The sequence below is a fragment of the Chryseobacterium sp. B21-037 genome, assembly GCF_028570785.1.
Classification (GTDB): Bacteria; Bacteroidota; Bacteroidia; order Flavobacteriales; family Weeksellaceae; genus Chryseobacterium; species Chryseobacterium proteolyticum.
This window is the reverse complement of record NZ_JALGCB010000001.1, coordinates 4,074,701-4,089,788: the sequence shown is the minus strand read 5'-3', so window position 1 is coordinate 4,089,788 and position 15,088 is coordinate 4,074,701. Positions and strand designations below refer to the sequence as shown.

The window sequence follows — 15,088 nt, the reverse complement described above, 5'->3', positions numbered from 1 at the left end:
GTAGCATAAGTTGCAAAAAGAAGACAGTCAGTCTTGGTAATAAGATATGTTTTAAAAGTGAGGAAAATATTTCCTACGGTGAGAGTCCGGACCAAAAAATGGATTTATATTTCCCACCTCATTACAATTCAAAAACTGATGTCTTTTTAATTATACATGGTGGAGGCTGGCGTAGTGGAAATAAATCTCAATTAACATTCTTTACTCTATCCCTGATGCAAAAGTTCCAGAATTCCATTTTCGTTAATATGAACTACAGATTAGCTTCAGTTTCACAGTTTGGAATTCCGAATCAAACCAATGATATTGATCGTGTTTTATCCCATTTGGAAAAAACACTTAAATACAAACCACGTTTTATTCTTCTTGGAAATAGTGCAGGAGCTCATTTATCAATGATATATGCTTATAAATTTAATAAAAACAAGAGGATAAAAGCAGTTATTAACATTGTAGGCCCTACAGACCTGGCAGATGCAGGTTTTAAAGGGTATTTTGATTACTCATTTGTTGAAAAGCATCTGATTGATACAAAAGTGATCCCTTCTGGTATCTCAACAGTACAGTTTGCGAGCCCCGTTAACTGGATTACAAGAACCTCAGCTCCTACTTTATCTTATTACGGAAAGAATGATCAGGTTATCCCCGTATCTCAAAAAAAAATTCTTGATTCTGTTTTAAATAAGAATAATATTTTTCACGAATCTTTTGAATTTAATGGCGGACACCTTGATTGGGATAAAGAATATAACAGTACTTTTCTTATTACAAAGATTGATCAATTTTTAAAGCAAGCTGATAAAAAATAAGCGCTTTGAAAAATCCAAAGCGCTTATTTTTTATTCTGATTTCATTACTTCTGTTCTTTCTGAGATTCCATTAGCGTTGAAAGCTTCTATCTGAAAATAATACGCATCCGTTCTGTCTGCTCCAGTAAAGAAATACTCATTCTTTCCATATACCATGATGCTTCCGTATAATTTATCCGGCGACTTACCCCAATATATTACATACCCATCGGCATCCTGGTTTTGCTGCCATTTCATCCAGATACTTCTTCTTTCTCCATATTTCTTTGCATCAGCACGCAAAGGAACAAAGTTCTGAACTTTTGGAGGTTTTTGTCCCGCTCCTTTTCCAAATACCCTGAAACCACTTAATGCAAATTTTCCGGTAGGCATTTTAAGGTTTTCCATTTTAAGGAATCTTGCTTTTGCCGGTTTTTCCAGCTCCACATAATCGTGAGGAACATCCTTTGTGTTTTTACTTTTATCCACAATAACAGTCCATTTTTTCCCATCATTGGATCCATAGATTTTGTATTGATGCATTTTCCCTAAAGTCTTCCCTAAGAATTCCACGTCCTGATCAGCATAATTGATCTGAATTGCATTGATCGTGGAAACTTCGCCAAGATCCGTCTGAAACCACTCACCAGAATTACCTGTTTTAGCACTCCAATAGGTCTTTATATCTTCATCAACAGCGTAGTTTGAATGATATCCTCCTAAGGTCGAAGAAACCTGGACAGGCTTATTATAATTCAACAGCATCCAACCTGCAAAAAGATCTTTGGAGAAATCTTTTCCCTGAGCATATTGTGGAAGATAAGTAGGGTAATCTCCATAGGATGTATTACAATACATTACATCATCTTTATCGAAACCTGCAGGCCAGATCCCCAGTCTTCTCTCAAAATTATTTTTTGTGGAAATAAAAATTGTTGAAACATGCCACCAGTTTTTATAATTGTCTTCGAAGGTTGCTCCATGTCCGGCACCTCTGGCAAAACCACCTGGTTTGTATGAAAAGGGATTATGCTGTTGATATTCGAAACCTTCTAAAGGGTTTTTACTCACATACACTCCATCAGAATATCCACTGAATTCAGTAGCGGGAGCTCCGTACTGCATATAATATTTGTTATTATGTTTCGTCATCCATGCACCCTCAACAAAAGGTTGTAAAAATACGTTATCATTATATTCTCCAAAACGTTCCCAGCCATGATCCTCCGGCTTTAATCTCAATATAGGTTTTACAAACCCTTCAGATTGTAATGTCTTTACTTTTACTTCTGTTCCAAGCAAGGGCCATTCATTACTTGAACCCCAATACAGGTAGAGTTTATTTTTGTCTTCGTCATAATGAAAGGCAGGATCCCAGGCTCCGACTTTTAAAGTATCTACAGCAATTTCCCAATCATCTTTCGTAGGATTTGTACTTTTCCAGATCGGAAAGTCCTGTTCCCAGGTCGAGCCGAAAACATATAAAGTATCTTTCATGGCCCAAACTGCAGGTGCATTTAGATCATGAATATATTTCTTATCCCGTAAAAATTTTCTTTGTACAAATTTCCAGTCAAGCATATCATCACTATACCAATAACCTTCCTGGTTTGTGGAAAACAAAAAAAGTTTGTTTTTAAAGTTTACGATAACAGGATCAGCAGTCGCCCGGTGTTTTCCCTGTTGAGAAAAAGATTCAAAGGGCGTATATCCGTAGTCAATATTAATGGGATTACAAAATGTTTTTTGCTGGGCTTTCAAACTTGTTCCCAACAAAACAAGCATCATAAAAAAGTACTTCTGCATCTTCATAATTTTTATGTAAGATCCAAATTTACTTAACTTTTTTCGGTTTACTTATAAATTAAAAGTATCAATATCTTCAAGTCTACTCATTTTTAAATAAAATCTTCCGGCATAGAAATCAGGCCGGAAGATAATATGTAATATTTTTTGGTTTATTTTATATTGTTTTTTTGGGTAAAAAAACTTCCGCCAGCATACAACGTGCACTTCCACCACCATTTACTTCTATTGTATTTAGATCTGAATAGATAATTTCACAATATTTTTCAATGGCTGATACTTGATCTGATGTTAAAGATTCATATGCAGTCTGGCTCATTACTAGAAATTTCTGACCCTCCTTATTCTGGACCTGAAGCATATTCCCCGCAAATTGCTGCATCTGTTCTTCTGAAATCTCAATAATTTCTTTTCCTGAATTTTTGATGGTTTCAATAACCTTGCTTCTTTCAAGCTCGCTATCTATACAGTCCAGGCAAATGACAACAAATTTGTCAGCTACACACATCATAACATTGGTATGGTAAATAGGAAGTCTCTCTGAACCTACGGTCTGAAAAGAATGAAAAACAATAGGCTCGAAACCATATTTTTCGCAAAAATCTCTGAATAATTTTTCATCCAATCTTAAAGAAACAGAACCATAAGCGATTTTATTGTCATGGTCAAAGATCATGCTTCCGGTTCCCTCTAAAAAGTGTCCCTGGATTTCAGGAAGTGACCAATCATCTACTTCCGTTATTTCAAAACCTTTACTTTTTATTGTTTCCAGGATATCTTCTCTTCTTTCAACTCTTCTGTTTGAAGCAAACATAGGGTATAAAACTACTTTACCATCATTATGGAAGCTTACCCAGTTATTCGGAAAAATAGAATCCGGAGTATGAGGATCCAATGTATCTTTGATTGTGATTACATTGATTCCTTTATTCCTTAGTTTCTCAACAAAAATATTGAATTCTCCTAATGCTTTAGCCTGAACATCCGAATCTTTCTGTTCAACCTGAAAGTAATTATTTTCTGCGGTCTCCGCATTATAACCGAAAGCAATCGGTTCAATCATTAATACTGTATCTGTAGTTTGCATTGTTTTTTAATTTAAAAATTGAAAGATTGGGCTATTAAAACTCTTTACTCTCTCACACTCTTACTTTATTATTCTCTCACTAATGGCATTGTAGAGCAGCGTAAAAGTCCGCCCATTTTGGAAATTTCACGGTATGGAATCTCTTCTACGGTCATTCCCCATTCATTTCTCAGATGGTTGTTCATTCTTGTAAATGTTTGATCTGAAACCACTATTTCAGGAGATATAGAAAAGATATTGGGAAACATTTCAAACATCTCTTCATCTGTCAAATGGAAACAATTTTCCTCCCCGAAAATATCAACAATCAAACGATAATCGCTTTCGTCCACAAAACCATTCTTATAGATAAGGCATTTATCTTTTCCAACAGGATTAAATGTACAATCCAGATGAAGGATACCCTCGAAAGGAATTTTATCATTCTTTTTTAATTCCAGGTCTATGATCCTCTTTTTAGGAAAGTATTCTTTTAGGATCTCTATGGCGTATTCGTTGGTTCTCGCTGTTTTGTAATTTCTGTAATCTTCGCTAAAGCAAGTTCCTATGAACAGGAAATCATCCCAGACAATAACATCTCCACCTTCAATATGAGCCGTTTCCGGGAGATTAATAATTTTTCTCCAGGCCACTTTCTCAAAAACTTTTTTGTAAGCTTCCTGCTCATCTGCCCTGTCAGCAATTACATTGGAAATAATCATCTTATCATCAATTACAAAAGCAACATCTCTTGCAAAAACCTGATTGTAATCTTTGATAATGCTCGGACGCAAAACTTCCACATCGTATTTTTTCAGTACTGCTTCAAAAGCATTCATTTCATCAATAATATCCGATTCTTTAGGATATATGTTGTGTTCGATTGAGTAGTATGACTTGGCATCATAGCTTTCCTCAAGGGTGGGAACCGGTCCCAGAGAATTAGGTTGGCCCAGAACAACTGATTTTAACCTCCCCGTTTCGTTTTTAATATTTAGTTTCATAAAGATTTATGCAATGTACAAATATAAGTAAAGGTCCCTAGCTGGAAAACTTTTGAATTAGTTTCTCTAAGAATTTATTCTTGGTTACAATAGAATAATGCTACTCATTCATTTCTGAGACCCGTTAAACTTTAAAAAATCTATAAACAACTGTTTATCATCTACATTTGTTGAAAAATAATAGTAAATATTACAAATAAAACTCCTATATTAGTGATATAATTTTATGTAAAATTAAAACTAAATCATCAACATCAAAAAATCAAAATCATGAACAAGAACATTTCAGTGCTAAAAAATGCACAAAAATTAGGAAGAGATCAACAGAAATCAATTATTGGAGGTGCTGGCCCAACGAAGCCGAGATACTGCTGTGAATGGAATGATGACGGAAGCTGCAGAATCTGGACATGTGGTAATTGTGTATGTCCATAATTAAAAAAAACAAAAACCTGCTATTTCTTGTAGCAGGTTTTATTTTATCTTGATCTATTCTCCTCGTCAGTTTTCTGTATTTCCTTTCCCTGATATTTTGAGCTTCCGAAATTGTAACTTACCGCAACCAGAAATCTCCGGCTGTCCCACCAATGGGTAAATTGGTTATCTATGATTTGCTTATGCCTGAATACCAGACGTTGATCATATGAGTCAAACATATTATTATAACTGATCTTTGTATTCAGCTTATTGTCAAACCATGTTTTTTGTATTGAAAGATCGACCGTATACATGGGCTTAATGATATACAGGCTATTTCCCGTTTTAGATTCATAGTTTGTAAAAAGATTTACAGTGTAGCCCTTAGGTAGTGAAAATACCTGATTAAATCTCAGCTCATAATTGTAAATTGAAAAAGCAAACACCTCATTAAAATAAGGCCGGAATTCGTAATTATAATATCCTGTAATCTGCGTATTGATATTCCACCACTTTGTAATTTTTATAGGAAAGCTCATTTCCAGAATAGCAAAATTCCGATAAGGTAAGTTCGTCCCTAAATATTCTAAAACATTTGTTTTGGGATCATATCTCGGATATCGGACCATAACATCCGTTTCTTTTCCTATCGTTAAATCTGTCACCCAATTTTTATAACGATAAGTTGCCTTGATCTGACTGGTAAATGAAGGTTGCAAATAAGGATTTCCAATCCAATAGTTCAATGGGCTGAAGTAAAACCTAAAAGGATTGAGCTGTGAAAAAATCGGTCGTGTAATTTTCCTGCTGTATGAAACAGAAATCTCATTAGATTTGTTAAAGGCGTAATTTATTCCAAAGGATGGCAACCACTCAACATAATTTCTTGCTACCACAGAATCGGAACTGATTGCATCGGAAATACTTTTTGTGTTTTCAAATCTTATTCCCCCATTGATTTGAAGTTTGTTAAGTTTCCGGCTGAAAGCTACATATCCTGCAAATACCTCTTCCTTGTATGAAAACATATTACTACGCGTAGGATCCGGAACAAACTGATTATTTAACGCCAATGTATCATACCTGATGTTGTTGCTGGTTTCTGTATTGCCATATTTTATTCCGGCTTCAAAATTAGTATTTTTCACTTTTTGACGAACATCAAGTTGAGCAGTATAAATTTTTATCCTATTTGATAAATCGGATTTCCAATATGATAATAACGCATAATCAGGTCGCTTCTTATTAATAAAATCATCTTTTTGCTTGTTGTTAACCAGTAGATAATTTCCTAAGAAATTCACTTCAAAGTTTTTGCCCCTCCATGAATAATCTGTCGATATTCCATAATTCTCCTGACCGTATTCTGTGGGATTATTGCTTTCAGTATTAAAAATTAACTGCGTTTCATCTTCATTGGTAGTATACAATGATCCTGTTCGTGTCCTGTTATTATTTCTAAAATTCCCTCTCAGTGTAAACCGTAGTCGATTCTTACTATTTATCCGGTAATCAATGCCAGTAAGAACAGAGGTTACCTTCCCCGCATCTTTTTGATAGGTTTCAGTTCTCATAACATTTGTGTTAGCAAGTCGTTGCAGCGCATTGTAACGATAAGTTGAAACTCCCTCATTATAACCCACCTGCATTTGATATGCTATCTTTTCAGTGTTATAAGATAACGTCAAAGAGTTTTCCCGGTAATTGAACTTATTAACTGAAATATTTCCATTATAATTTCCTTTCCAGCCCAGATTCGCATTTCTTTTAAGTCTGATATCAATGATACCTTTGAACTCAGCATCATACTTAGATGACGGATTGGTATTTATTTCAATAGATTCAACCATTTCAGGAGATAAGGACCGCAGATAAGCTCGAGTTTCCTGAATACTCATCACTACAGGCTTTCCATCAATGAAAATTGCAGGAGCTATTCTTCCACCGATAAATATCCCGTCTTCCTGATCCACCGTCACTCCAGGTGTTTTCCTCAGTACATCCAGCATGTGAGTTGCCGTTTTAAAATCCTTATTCCCGGCTATATTCATTACCGTATTTCCATCATTCAATTTTACATTACGGGTTGGTGATTGTAAGACAATTTCTTCAATAGTTTTTCCGGATGGAATCATTTCAATGACAGAAATTTCCCTGAATGTATCCAACCGTTTTGTTTGATATCCTCTTTTTTCTACTATTACATAAAGTCCTTCCGGGAAACCTTTAAAACTAAAACGGCCTAGAGAATCTGTCGTTTTTTTCTCAATAAGTTGGGAAGTGAGTCCATTGAAAAATGAAAGATTAACGTCCGAAAGGTTAGCCTTTGTCTCAGAATCCACAATTTTCCCTTGAATATTCTTTTGGGCTTTAGCAAAATATGACAGAAACAATACCATGATCAGCGTCCACAATCTTAGGTTCATAAATTTTAAATTTTATGAAACCAAAAGTAGGATTCGGAAATACAAAGGAGGTTTTAAAGTTTAAATTCCGAAGTACGAAATTATAAATTTGAACTCTGAAGTTCGCTTACAGATGGCGTTTGCGAATGTCTGTATAAAAGAGGTGTAGTATTTTTTATTTTCTTGAATGTCGAAAAGAATGTCGATTTAGAATTAAATCCTACTTCGTATCCGATTTCTTCAATTTTTAGAAATGAACCGTTTTCAATGATCACACAGGCTTCGTGAATCCTGTACTCATTAATGTAAGTTGAAAAACTTTTTCCCAGATTATCATTAAGCAACTGAGAAAGCTGGTGAGAGGATATCCCCATTTTTATTGCCAGATCATTTAATTTCAAATTAGGATTTTTGTGCAGTTCTTCGACTTCCATTAATTTCTCGAGTTTTGAAACAAAGCTGTCTACCTGCTCGTTCGATATTTTCTTATTAGAATACCTGCCAGGCTCCTTTATTTCGGTAGTATGGTACTTTTTATTAAACAAAATGAGAAAATTCGCATACAGAACAAATGAAAACACTAAACTCCCACCTGCACAATAGATCTGAACCCAGCCTGTAGAAATAAGCTGATATGTTAAGAATATAATCAGATTACTAATAAGAACCGGTAGTATGAATTTATCCGGCTTTTGTGATTGTTTTATAGTCCTGTTATAATACTCATACACCGACATGAATACAAATATTGTCCATACTGAATAAATAAAAGTACCGAAATAACTATCCCACGTTACCGGAAAAAAAAGGTATAAAAGACCTACAGTACCCAAAATTAATGTCAAGATACCAAATGACTTTCTGCAATTTTTAAGGATAAACTGTTCTTTTAAAAAAGATGATCGGATATAATAATATATCGCAGGTCCGGTAAAAAACAATGCAGACAATCCAAGATGAGGAATAATCCTGGGTAAGTCCGGATAAAAATAGATGCATACAGATATGCCGACTCTTATGCTTAAAGTTAATAAAATCAGGCCTAGAAAGAAATCAGGAAGGTACTTCAGCTTTTTAACAAACAAAAGGTAAATCCCAAGCAAAAGCCCGTTAAAAGCTCCTACAGCACTAAAGAAGAATAACAATTGTTGCCCGAAAGTCATTGTATATTAGTTTTTTACACCAAGTAAAAATAAGAAATTTCAACATCCGATTTTTAAAATCCCATCATTTTTTTATTATAATTCTTCCTCCTACACCCTACAAAGAATATGATAAGAAACAAAAAATCCCAAAGCTCACTTTGGGATTTTTTTATTGTTGAAACAGATATTATCTGTTTACCATATCGATATAGTCTCTTTGCTGAGCTCCTTGATATACCTGTCTTGGTCTTCCGATAGGATCTCCTTTTAATCTCATTTCTTTCCACTGAGAAATCCATCCCGGAAGTCTTCCTAATGCAAACATTACAGTGAACATTTCTGTAGGAATTCCTAACGCTCTGTAAATAATTCCTGAATAGAAATCTACGTTTGGATATAATTTTCTTTCAATGAAGTATTCATCCTCAAGAGCTACTCTTTCTAATTGCATTGCAATATCTAGAGCTTTATCCTGGATTCCTAATGCACTAAGAATATCATCAGCAGCTTTCTTAATGATTTTAGCTCTTGGGTCGAAGTTTTTGTAAACTCTGTGTCCGAATCCCATCAAACGGAAGTTATCGTTCTTATCTTTTGCTTTTGCAACATATTTAGAAACATCTCCTCCATCTTTTTCAATTAATTCAAGCATTTCAATTACTGCCTGGTTAGCGCCACCGTGAAGAGGCCCCCAAAGTGCAGATACCCCAGCAGAGATAGAAGCAAAAAGACCTGTATGAGCAGAACCTACCATTCTTACAGTAGATGTAGAACAGTTTTGCTCGTGGTCAGCGTGAAGAATTAATAACTTATCCAATGCACCTACAACTACCGGATCGATTTCGAAATCAGCATTTGGTAATCTGAAAGCCATTTTATAGAAATTCTCAACATAGTTAAGATTGTTATCTCCATGGTTTAATGGTAAACCTTGAGTTTTTCTGTAAGTCCATGCACAAAGATGAGAGAATTTAGCAATCATCAATTCAGCAGCATGGTCCATTTCTTCTTTAGAATTTACGTTAACAGCTTTTGGATTAAAAGCGGTTAATGCAGAAGTCAGGGAAGATAATACTCCCATAGGGTGAGCAGAACGAGGAAAAACATCAATGATCTTTTTCATTTCGTCTGCGATGAAGTTATATTTTTTGATATTGTTTTCGAAAGAACTGTACTGATCCTGAGTAGGTAATTCACCGTGTAATAAAAGATACATTACCTCCGTAAAGTTAGATTTTTCAGCAATCTGCTCGATTGGATAACCTCTGTAGAATAATTCTCCTTTATCTCCGTCCAAGTAAGTAATATCACTAATGGTAGCTCCGGTGTTTTTATACCCTAAATCCAGGGTAATAAGACCCGTCTGGTCTCTTAGTTTTGAAATATCTATCCCTCTGTCTCCGATAGTACTATCCACGATAGGATATTCATATGAATTACCGTCGTAATTCAATATAACTTTGTTGTCTGACATTATTTATTTATTTTTTTTAAATTTACTAAAATTCCATAAAAAAACAGCAAACAAATTATCGTTCGCCGTTATTTATATTTTCAATTATCTTTTAATTTTAAATGCTTCCAATCCTGGGAAAATAGCTGTTTCTCCAAGAGCTTCTTCTATTCTCAATAACTGGTTGTATTTAGCCATTCTGTCTGATCTTGAAGCTGATCCTGTTTTGATCTGCCCGCAGTTCATAGCTACTGCTAAATCAGCAATAGTAGAATCTTCTGTTTCTCCTGATCTGTGAGACATTACTGAAGTAAATTTGTTGTGCTGAGCCATTTGTACAGCAGCCATCGTTTCAGATAGAGAACCTATCTGGTTTACTTTTACAAGGATTGAATTGGCAATACCTTCTTTAACACCTCTTGCAAGTCTCTCAACATTGGTTACGAATAAGTCATCTCCTACAAGCTGAACTCTGTCTCCGATTTTATCCGTTAACATTTTCCAACCTTCCCAGTCATTTTCCTGCATACCATCCTCGATAGAGATAATAGGGTATTTAGCTGCTAATTCAGCAAGATAAGAAACCTGCTCACTGCTTGTGAACTGAGCAGCGTCAGCCGTCTGGAATTTTCTGTAATCGTAAATTCCATCTTTATAGAATTCTGATGCAGCACAGTCCAGCGCCAGCATAATATCATCTCCAGGTTTGTAACCTGCTTTCTCAATAGCCTGAAGTAATGTATCCAAAGCATCTTCCGTTCCTGTAAACGTTGGAGCAAAACCTCCTTCGTCACCCACCGCTGTAGATAAACCTCTTGAATGAAGAATAGATTTTAAGCTGTGGAAAATTTCAGTCCCCTTTCTCAATGCATGGGAAAATGAATCTGCTTTTACAGGCATGATCATAAATTCCTGGAAAGCAATTGGCGCATCTGAGTGTGATCCTCCATTGATTACGTTCATCATAGGTACAGGAAGTGTATTTGCATTTACTCCTCCTACATATTTATATAATGGCATTCTTAACTCTGTTGCTGCTGCTTTTGCTGCTGCTAATGAAACTCCAAGAATAGCATTTGCTCCAAGATTTCCTTTATTCTTAGTCCCATCAAGGTCGATCATGATCTGATCTAAAAGGTTTTGGTCATAAACCGGAAGCCCTACTAATTCTGGAGCAATAACTTCTCTTACATTCTCAACGGCTTTAAGGACACCTTTCCCCAAATATTCTGAACCTCCGTCACGTAATTCAACGGCTTCATGCTCTCCCGTAGAAGCTCCTGAAGGTACCGCAGCACGCCCCATTGCACCATTCTCCGTGAATACATCAACTTCTATTGTAGGATTCCCTCTTGAATCCAAAATTTGTCTCGCTTCAATGTAAGAAATGTAACTCATAATTTTTCTGTTTATACTATCTGCAAAATGCTTCCAGTTGTTTATTATTAATTAATATACTTGAGTTACAAATTTAATGAAAAAAACAGTGGTATGAAAAAACTGGACTTTAATATTTGGTAATAAAAACATAAAATTCTCCAAAATTTTCAGGGTAATTTGGAGAATTTAAAAATGCATGACATAGCAACTGATTTTTGTTGGTTATTTCACGGTGTCAAATCATATTTTTTTCGTTCTTCCGGCGTTAATGTTCTTAAAGTTTTAGCTTTTTCTTCTTCAGCCTGGGCTTTTGCTTTATTAGCTTCCTCTTTTGCCGTTTCTGAAATTTTGCCCTGAAGTTCAGTGATATTATTAACAATATTATTAAAACTAGTCCAATAGAGCTCTCCTTTGCATTGCTCTTCAAAATTAATACAGTGTTCTTCCAATCTGTATAATGCATCTCTAAGCATATTAACCGGAGCAGTCCTTTCACCAAGTCTGGAAAGGCTTTCTGTAATTTTAGTCATTTGTTCAGCAGAAACACTATCCCCCGACTTCAGCTTACCCATGAGCGTACTTGTTATATCTGTGGTTCTGGCAATGGCAGCATCTGGTTGCACCTCCGATAATATTTTGTTGATTTTTCCATCTGGTCTAATGCTTACTATGGCTCCTCTTCGCATGGCATCATACGACATCTGATAGTTTGAGGTTGTACTTTTCAGTTCTTCCAATGTTGCCTTATGCAGGTTACTGCAAGAAGTGAACAAAAGAACTGTTCCCAATGTTAAAAATATATTTTTCATCACATTACATTATAAATTGAGTTATCAGTTGGGTCATATTTGGCTTTGCCTTTTCCAAGTACATGTGCTAATGCACTGAAAGTTTCGTAATCTAAATCCTCCATGATTTCTTCAGATCCTGCATCTTTAAACTTTAAGATGATCTTTCCGCTTCTGGATTTAATGTTCCAATCTAAGAGGTAGTTTGTGATAATTTTAGTCATGATTATAGTTTTTTAGGTTATTTGTTAGGTGAAGGAGCTAAAAGTCCTGCCAGGGCTCCAATCGCTCCTGATGAAATAGCAGTAAAAATGGTAATTAACTGCTCGTTTAAAGTAATTTCCTTGTGCAAGGATAATATAATCAATCCTGTTATGATACCAATAATCGCAAGCCCAAACATCAGGACGATAATTCTATATATCCAGGTATCGGTTTCTTTGGGATTTTTTACTTCAATACTATTGACAGCCTGAATAGGATTATCCCTAAATTCCTGCTGTAGTTTATTGTTGTTGCTTAGTGTCTGTTTGAAATCTTCAAAACTGTTGTTAATTGTAGTTTTCATGATGGTGAATTTTACTCTATCAAATTTCTCACTAAAAGAGATTAAAGTCAATTACACAAAAGGGTGATTATGTAATTCGCATGATGGTTAGATCTCTATTGTAAAAATCACAGCAGTTCCATCTTCTTTGGAAACAATTTCAAATTCTCCATTTAGTTCCTTCATCCTGCGTTTCATATTTCGAAGACCATTCCCTTCATTTTTTCCTTCAATCATCCCTATTCCATCATCCGAAATCTCCATACTAAATTCACGATCCCTTTGTGAAAACGAAATTGATATTTTATTTGCCTTGCTATGTTTATAGGCATTATTCAATGATTCTTTTAAGCACAAAAACATATTTCTTCTAATTTCAGCGGAAACCGGCATATTCTGAATGATCCCCCGATCTGTCACAATAAAATTGATGGATGTTTTTTTCAGGAAGCTTTCAGTATACATTTTTGAGTAACTTGTAAAGCTTCCAATCGTATCGTTTCCTGTATTCAAATTCCAAAGCATTTCCCTCATCGAAATATTCATTTCTTCAGATGTTTTTAGCAGCTCGTCAATATCATTTGTTAGATCACTATTCTCTGCTTTTTGTTTTAAAAATTCTGCCTGAAGTTTAAGAGCTGAAATTCCCGCTCCCAGATCATCGTGCATATCATGTGAGATCCGTTCCCGCTCCTGCTCAATCAGTTTTTGTTTTTCGAGCTCTTTTTGTAACAATTGATTTTGGTATTCTGCTTCTTTAAGTTGTTTTTCTTTTACAAACAAAAGCTGCTTCCTATTGTACATTAATACTACAAAGATGATAAATACCACAAAGAACAGCATAACAACTGTAATGATTGCATAGGTTAATTTTAGTTCATTAAGAGAAGTCATTATGTTTTTTTGTGTATTTGGATAAAGAAATTAAAAAAAGGAAATAAAAAATGATATTAACAATGAAAAAAAATGACTGTGACGCAATTAATACTTTATCATCAATTTTATCAAAAACGTACCGCGGTATAATTCTTAAAACAAAAAATACTCCCCAAAATAATAAACCACAGGAAATCCAGAACTTTGGATCCTGCATGATGCTCTTGGTATTTGGACGCTTTAATTTTCCATAGAACCAAATCAGACTGTAGAGTATGTATACTAACGAAAAAGCTATACCTATAGTCTGATTGACTTCTTTATAATTTTTTAAAATGAAACCAAGATAGATAATGAGAAAAAGAAAGAAAATTACATTATTGATTTTAACCAGGACGATATCCTGTCCCCGATTAAAATAAATGAGGAAAAATAATGTACAAAATAGAATATAAGCATTGTATAAGAAACCAAAGTTCGCGGTGGTCTTAAAATATATCTGGACAATGTACATTAAAAATTCAAGAATAAAAGTCAATCCGAGGTAGAGACACAAAAATTCCTGTTGCTTCTTTCCATTCCTTATACATAGGATCAACGAAAAAGAAGCAACAAGAAAAAGAATAATCAAATATGCTAATTGGAAATCAGAGTACATTACGGTTGCATATTACCTATATCATAGAATCCTTGATCTTCCTTTTGAAATGCTAATGATAATCTGCTTTGTTTTTTATTATCATTTAAAACTCTTGATACTGCAACATTTTGACTGTTAATATCACAATTTTTATGTATTGCAATTAACCTCACATTCACCTCCTTAAAGTTTCCGGACAAATCATTTCTAAAGGTTTCAAACATAACATTAGAAAAAGATATATATTCTGTAATTGCATTGTAAGTAGAGTTTTCTCTAATAGCCTTTCCAACTCCTCCCAAAAACTCTTTTCTCATTTCAGCATAAATTTCCTTTGGCAGTTCTATTGTTTTAGCCATTCCGGCACTATCTACTAAATAAGCATCGTAAGTGATGAAATCAAAAACATTCAGGTCTTCATGATCACACACAACAATTATATAGTATAAATTATGCTTATGACTTCCCGGTTGAATAGTGGGGAATCTCATCAAAGAGGTTTTATCCACAAAAATAAAGTGTATATATTTATATTTTATGGGAAGGTTTTTGAAAGATCCGGTTTCAATTTTAAAGTCTTCAAGAGTTTCCTTCAGTATTCTATTTGCTCCCTCGTTCATACATCCGGTTTGTTCTGCTGAAAGTTTCAAGTTCACAAGTGGACTCAGTGTAGAATAATCATTGATTACCTCGCAATCTAATTGTAAAATATCCCTTATTAAGTCCAATTTTTTTTCAGCACAATCTGTGCTTTCATTCTCTAAGTTTCTCAT

The 15,088-nt window shown here is 34.7% G+C and carries 14 protein-coding genes; 2 read left to right on the top strand and 12 right to left on the bottom strand.

The window, feature by feature from the left end; translation table 11 throughout:
* The first annotated feature begins 98 nt into the window (after positions 1 to 98).
* The gene (locus MTQ00_RS18310; RefSeq protein WP_273650556.1) at positions 99 to 809 is read left to right on the top strand and encodes an alpha/beta hydrolase; all 711 of its coding nucleotides are present in this window, start codon (positions 99 to 101) and stop codon (positions 807 to 809) included.
* Between the two features lie 30 nt (positions 810 to 839).
* On the opposite strand, the gene MTQ00_RS18305 is transcribed toward MTQ00_RS18310, so the two are convergent.
* From MTQ00_RS18305 to MTQ00_RS18295, 3 genes are all read right to left on the bottom strand, one after another.
* On the bottom strand, positions 840 to 2,594 hold the full coding sequence (locus MTQ00_RS18305; RefSeq protein WP_273650555.1) for a discoidin domain-containing protein: 1,755 nt from the start codon (positions 2,592 to 2,594) through the stop codon (positions 840 to 842).
* A gap of 157 nt (positions 2,595 to 2,751) precedes the next feature.
* Entirely contained in the window at positions 2,752 to 3,681 is a 930-nt protein-coding gene (gene ctlX, locus MTQ00_RS18300) for a citrulline utilization hydrolase CtlX (RefSeq protein ID WP_273650554.1), read from the bottom strand.
* Between the two features lie 68 nt (positions 3,682 to 3,749).
* Positions 3,750 to 4,664, bottom strand: coding sequence for a dimethylarginine dimethylaminohydrolase family protein (locus tag MTQ00_RS18295; protein WP_172284472.1), 915 nt, complete (start codon positions 4,662 to 4,664; stop codon positions 3,750 to 3,752).
* A gap of 270 nt (positions 4,665 to 4,934) precedes the next feature.
* Between MTQ00_RS18295 and MTQ00_RS18290 the strand changes: the two genes are divergently transcribed.
* Positions 4,935 to 5,099 carry a hypothetical protein gene (locus MTQ00_RS18290; RefSeq protein WP_172284474.1) on the top strand — a complete coding sequence of 55 codons (165 nt, stop codon included), beginning with the start codon at positions 4,935 to 4,937 and terminating at the stop codon, positions 5,097 to 5,099.
* 44 nt (positions 5,100 to 5,143) lie between these two features.
* Here the strand turns inward: MTQ00_RS18290 and MTQ00_RS18285 are convergent, their stop codons facing one another.
* The 9 genes from MTQ00_RS18285 to MTQ00_RS18245 form a co-directional block, all read right to left on the bottom strand.
* Positions 5,144 to 7,507: an outer membrane beta-barrel protein gene (locus MTQ00_RS18285; protein ID WP_273650553.1), complete on the bottom strand. Its 2,364-nt coding sequence runs from the start codon at positions 7,505 to 7,507 to the stop codon at positions 5,144 to 5,146.
* A gap of 80 nt (positions 7,508 to 7,587) precedes the next feature.
* Entirely contained in the window at positions 7,588 to 8,649 is a 1,062-nt protein-coding gene (locus MTQ00_RS18280) for a helix-turn-helix domain-containing protein (RefSeq protein WP_172284476.1), read from the bottom strand.
* Positions 8,650 to 8,818: 169 nt separating this feature from the next.
* On the bottom strand, positions 8,819 to 10,105 hold the full coding sequence (locus tag MTQ00_RS18275; protein ID WP_172284486.1) for a citrate synthase: 1,287 nt from the start codon (positions 10,103 to 10,105) through the stop codon (positions 8,819 to 8,821).
* A gap of 84 nt (positions 10,106 to 10,189) precedes the next feature.
* Positions 10,190 to 11,482, bottom strand: coding sequence for a phosphopyruvate hydratase (gene eno / locus MTQ00_RS18270; RefSeq protein ID WP_172284488.1), 1,293 nt, complete (start codon positions 11,480 to 11,482; stop codon positions 10,190 to 10,192).
* Positions 11,483 to 11,691: 209 nt separating this feature from the next.
* A complete protein-coding gene (locus MTQ00_RS18265; RefSeq protein ID WP_172284490.1) occupies positions 11,692 to 12,273 on the bottom strand; it encodes a hypothetical protein in 582 nt (193 codons plus the stop codon).
* Positions 12,273 to 12,476, bottom strand: a complete 204-nt coding sequence (locus tag MTQ00_RS18260; RefSeq protein WP_172284491.1) for a hypothetical protein — start codon at positions 12,474 to 12,476, stop codon at positions 12,273 to 12,275. Before MTQ00_RS18260 ends, MTQ00_RS18265 begins: the two co-directional genes overlap by 1 nt.
* 17 nt (positions 12,477 to 12,493) lie before the next feature.
* Entirely contained in the window at positions 12,494 to 12,820 is a 327-nt protein-coding gene (locus MTQ00_RS18255; protein WP_273650552.1) for a hypothetical protein, read from the bottom strand.
* 87 nt (positions 12,821 to 12,907) lie between these two features.
* Positions 12,908 to 13,693 carry a sensor histidine kinase gene (locus tag MTQ00_RS18250; protein ID WP_273650551.1) on the bottom strand — a complete coding sequence of 262 codons (786 nt, stop codon included), beginning with the start codon at positions 13,691 to 13,693 and terminating at the stop codon, positions 12,908 to 12,910.
* 639 nt (positions 13,694 to 14,332) lie between these two features.
* Positions 14,333 to 15,088: a hypothetical protein gene (locus tag MTQ00_RS18245; protein ID WP_273650550.1), complete on the bottom strand. Its 756-nt coding sequence runs from the start codon at positions 15,086 to 15,088 to the stop codon at positions 14,333 to 14,335.

What these genes read in the sequence shown, in the direction of transcription:
- MTQ00_RS18310 (WP_273650556.1), top strand. Translation starts at nt 99, where the DNA reads ATGGATTTATATTTCCCACCTCATTACAATTCAAAAACTGATGTCTTT.
- MTQ00_RS18305 (WP_273650555.1), bottom strand. Translation starts at nt 2,594, where the DNA reads ATGCAGAAGTACTTTTTTATGATGCTTGTTTTGTTGGGAACAAGTTTG.
- ctlX (WP_273650554.1), bottom strand. Translation starts at nt 3,681, where the DNA reads ATGCAAACTACAGATACAGTATTAATGATTGAACCGATTGCTTTCGGT.
- MTQ00_RS18295 (WP_172284472.1), bottom strand. Translation starts at nt 4,664, where the DNA reads ATGAAACTAAATATTAAAAACGAAACGGGGAGGTTAAAATCAGTTGTT.
- MTQ00_RS18290 (WP_172284474.1), top strand. Translation starts at nt 4,935, where the DNA reads ATGAACAAGAACATTTCAGTGCTAAAAAATGCACAAAAATTAGGAAGA.
- MTQ00_RS18285 (WP_273650553.1), bottom strand. Translation starts at nt 7,507, where the DNA reads ATGAACCTAAGATTGTGGACGCTGATCATGGTATTGTTTCTGTCATAT.
- MTQ00_RS18280 (WP_172284476.1), bottom strand. Translation starts at nt 8,649, where the DNA reads ATGACTTTCGGGCAACAATTGTTATTCTTCTTTAGTGCTGTAGGAGCT.
- MTQ00_RS18275 (WP_172284486.1), bottom strand. Translation starts at nt 10,105, where the DNA reads ATGTCAGACAACAAAGTTATATTGAATTACGACGGTAATTCATATGAA.
- eno (WP_172284488.1), bottom strand. Translation starts at nt 11,482, where the DNA reads ATGAGTTACATTTCTTACATTGAAGCGAGACAAATTTTGGATTCAAGA.
- MTQ00_RS18265 (WP_172284490.1), bottom strand. Translation starts at nt 12,273, where the DNA reads ATGAAAAATATATTTTTAACATTGGGAACAGTTCTTTTGTTCACTTCT.
- MTQ00_RS18260 (WP_172284491.1), bottom strand. Translation starts at nt 12,476, where the DNA reads ATGACTAAAATTATCACAAACTACCTCTTAGATTGGAACATTAAATCC.
- MTQ00_RS18255 (WP_273650552.1), bottom strand. Translation starts at nt 12,820, where the DNA reads ATGAAAACTACAATTAACAACAGTTTTGAAGATTTCAAACAGACACTA.
- MTQ00_RS18250 (WP_273650551.1), bottom strand. Translation starts at nt 13,693, where the DNA reads ATGACTTCTCTTAATGAACTAAAATTAACCTATGCAATCATTACAGTT.
- MTQ00_RS18245 (WP_273650550.1), bottom strand. Translation starts at nt 15,088, where the DNA reads ATGAGAAACTTAGAGAATGAAAGCACAGATTGTGCTGAAAAAAAATTG.